The sequence below is a fragment of the Nitriliruptor sp. genome (assembly GCF_040882075.1).
GTDB lineage: Bacteria > Actinomycetota > Nitriliruptoria > Nitriliruptorales > Nitriliruptoraceae > Nitriliruptor.
On the sequence record NZ_JBBEBZ010000123.1, the window covers coordinates 1 to 3,233 of the forward strand.

Consider the following 3,233-nt stretch of genomic DNA (forward strand, 5'->3'; position numbering starts at 1 on the left):
GCGCCGTACAGCTGCACCCCGGGCACACCCGCCGCGATGAGGTCGTCCGCCCGCGCGGCAGCACGCTCCCGCAGCTCGTCGAGCGGGCCGAACTGGATCGAGTCGGTGGGACACGCCTGGGCGCAGGCGGGCTGCTGCGCACCGCGCATCCGGTCGTAACAGAGGGTGCACTTGAACGCGCCACCCCCACCAGGCTGGCCGGGAGAGCGGCGTTCGATCACCCCGTAGGGGCAGGCGGTCACGCAGTAGCCGCAGCCGTTGCAGACGTCGTCCTGGACGACCACGGTCGAGAACTCGGTGTAGAAGATCGCCCCGGTCGGGCACACCTCGAGGCAGGCCGCGTGGGTGCAGTGCTTGCACACGTCCGAGGACATCAGCCACCGGAAGTCGGTGATCGCCGGCGCGGCCTCCTGGGCCCCGCCGAACCGCGGTACCTCGCGCTGCTCGACGCTGCCGTGCGCGCCGGCGGGTAGCCCGGGGTCGTCCCCGAACCACTCGAGGCCGACCCGCCCGGTCGCTTCGTGCTCGGGGCGCGATCGATCAGGTGCGCCCGGAGCGGCACCGGCCAGCGCGGGCACGTGCCCCGCAGGCTGCTCGACGAACGCGACGTGGCGCCACGAGTCCGCGCCGAGGGCGCCGGTGTTGTCCATCGAGTGCCCCGTGAACCCGGACTCCTCACGCGCAGGGACCTGGTTCCACTCCTTGCACGCGACCTCGCACGCCTTGCACCCGATGCACACCGAGGTGTCGGTGAAGAACCCGAACCGGGTCCCGGCGCTGCCGGGGACCGGCCCACCGCTGTGGGTGAGCAGGTCGCTCGCGTGGCTCGAGTGGGTCACGGTCGTCCTCCTCCGCGCGCCGCGTTGGCTCGACGCTCGCGCCGCACGCCGTCCGGGTCGGCGGCGTGCCGTTCGACGAGATGTCGGAGGCCCGCGTCTCGGGGGCGGCGCCCGGGCACGATGTCGCAGGTGGCGCCCTTGACCTCCTGGATGTGCACGTTCGGGTCCATCGTGATGGCGTAGAGGTCGTTCGCCGCGTCACCGGGGGCGGTCCCGTTCGGGCCCCAGTGGTAGGGCAGCCCCACCTGGTGGATCGCCCGGCCGCCGACGTGCAGCGGTGCCATGCGTTCGGTGACCATCACGCGGGCCTCGATGGCGGAGCGCGAGCTGATGATCGTGGCCCAACCCCCGTGGCTCAGTCGGCGTTCAGCGGCGAGGTCGGGGTGCACCTCGACGAACATCTCACGGGCGAGCTCGGCCAACCGGGTCCCGAACCGGCTCATCCCGCCGGCGGTGTGGTGCTCGGCGATCCGGTAGCTGGTCGACACGTACGGGTAGGCGGCCGCCCCCGGGTGGTCGCCGACCGGGTTGTGCGGGTTGTGCTCGTGTGGCAGGTCCTCGGCGAGCGGGTTGGAACGCACCGGGTGCAGCGCGTTGTCGACCGGCGACTCGAACGGCTCGTAGTGCATCGGCAGCGGGCCGTCGAGCAGCCCCGCCGGCGCCCACAACCACCCCTTGCCGTCGGCCTGCATCAGGAACGGGTCGTCACCGGACAGCGCGTCCACGCCGGTCGCGTCGGCCGGCGGCCGGTGGTCCGGGCGCATCGTCGGGTCGAAGTCGGGGGTGTCCAGGCCGGTCCAGCGCTCCTGCTCCTCGTCCCACCACACGTAGCGCTTGCGTTCGGACCACGGCGCACCGGAGGGATCGGCCGACGCGCGGTTGTAGAGCATCCGCCGGTCGTTCGGCCACGCCCAGCCCCACTCCCTCGCCGCCGGTCCCATCTCGGTCCACGCCGTCCGCCGGGCGGTCTGGTTGACCCCGTCGGCGTACGCGCCCGCGTAGATCCAGCACCCGCACGCGGTCGAACCGTCGGCGGCGAGGTCGTTGAACGACGACAGCGGCTGACCGTCGGCGTCGGAGCCGTTGATCTCGCGCAGGATCGCGTCCGCGGACGGCTCCTCGTTGGGGCCCTCGGTCGGGTAGTCCCAGGTCAGGTGGTGGAGCGGCAGATCACGCTCGGCCGGTGTCCCGTCGGAGCGGGCCAGCAGCTTGTCCCGGATCCGCAGGCCCAGGTGGTACGCGAACCAGAGGTCGCTGCGGGCGTCGCCCTTCGGTCCGATCGCCGCCTCGTGCCACTGGAGCAGCCGTTGGGTGTTGGTGAACGTCCCGTCCTTCTCCACGTGCGCGGCGGCCGGGAGGAAGAACACCTCGGTGTCGATGTCGGCCGGGACCAACTCGCCGGTCTCGACCTCCGGACCGTCCTTCCAGAACGTCGCACTCTCGATCATCGCGAGGTCGCGGACCACGAGCCAGTCGAGGCTGGCGTAGGCCAGCCGGTGCAGCCGGGAGTTCGCCGATCCGACGGCGGGGTTCTGGCCGAAGAGCATGTAGCCCTTCACCTTCCCGGTGAACATGTCGACCGTGGTCGGGTAGACCGAGTGGTCGCCGGTGATCCGCGGCAGGTAGCCGAAACCGAGGTCCTCGCGCTCGAACGCGTGGTTGCCGTACCAGGCCCTCAGCAGGCTCACGAGGTAGGTGCGGCCGTTGGCCCAGTAGCCCTTCGCGGCGGTGATCCCCCGCTCGTAATCGTCGAGGGTGTCGTGGTCGCCGGCCTTCGGCATCGGCAGGTAGCCGGGCAGGATGTCGTAGAGGGTCGGGATGTCGGTCGACCCCTGGATGCTGGCGTGGCCGCGCAGCGCCAGGATCCCTCCACCGGGTCGTCCGACGTTGCCGAGCAGCAGTTGGAGGATGGACGCGGCGCGGATGTACTGCACGCCGACGGTGTGCTGGGTCCAGCCGACCGAGTACACGAACGCGGTGGTCCGGTCCCGCATGGAGTTGGTGCACACCGCCTCGGCGACGGCGAGGAACCTCTCCTCGGGGATCCCGCAGACGTCGGCGACCGCCGCTGGGGTGTAGCGGGTGTAGTGCCGCTTGAGCAGCTGGTAGACGCAGCGTGGGTGCTGGAGGGTCTCGTCGCGTTCGATGTTGCCGACGTTCTCGATCGATCCGCCCTCGAACGCCTGACCACCCTGCTCGGCGTGCTCGAAATCGTCGCGCCGGACCGCTTCGGTGCGGTCGTCAGCGGCGTCCACCGGGCCGCCGGTGGTGGGGTCGTCCCCGGGGACGGCGTTGTGACGGACCCCGGCGGCGGCGTGCACGTTCGGCCCATCGCCGGCGTACTGCCAGGTCGCGTCGTCGTAGCCGGACTCCGGGTCCCACCCGCTGAAGTAG

At 71.5% G+C, this 3,233-nt stretch carries 2 protein-coding genes; both read right to left on the bottom strand.

Annotated elements, in window-relative coordinates:
• Positions 1-812, bottom strand: an 812-nt coding sequence (locus WEB03_RS07385; protein WP_368070306.1) for a 4Fe-4S dicluster domain-containing protein, incomplete at its 3' end; no start/stop codon positions are given.
• Between the two features lie 23 nt (positions 813-835).
• The coding region (locus WEB03_RS07390; protein WP_368070305.1) for a molybdopterin dinucleotide binding domain-containing protein at positions 836-3,233 on the bottom strand (2,398 nt) is incomplete at its 5' end.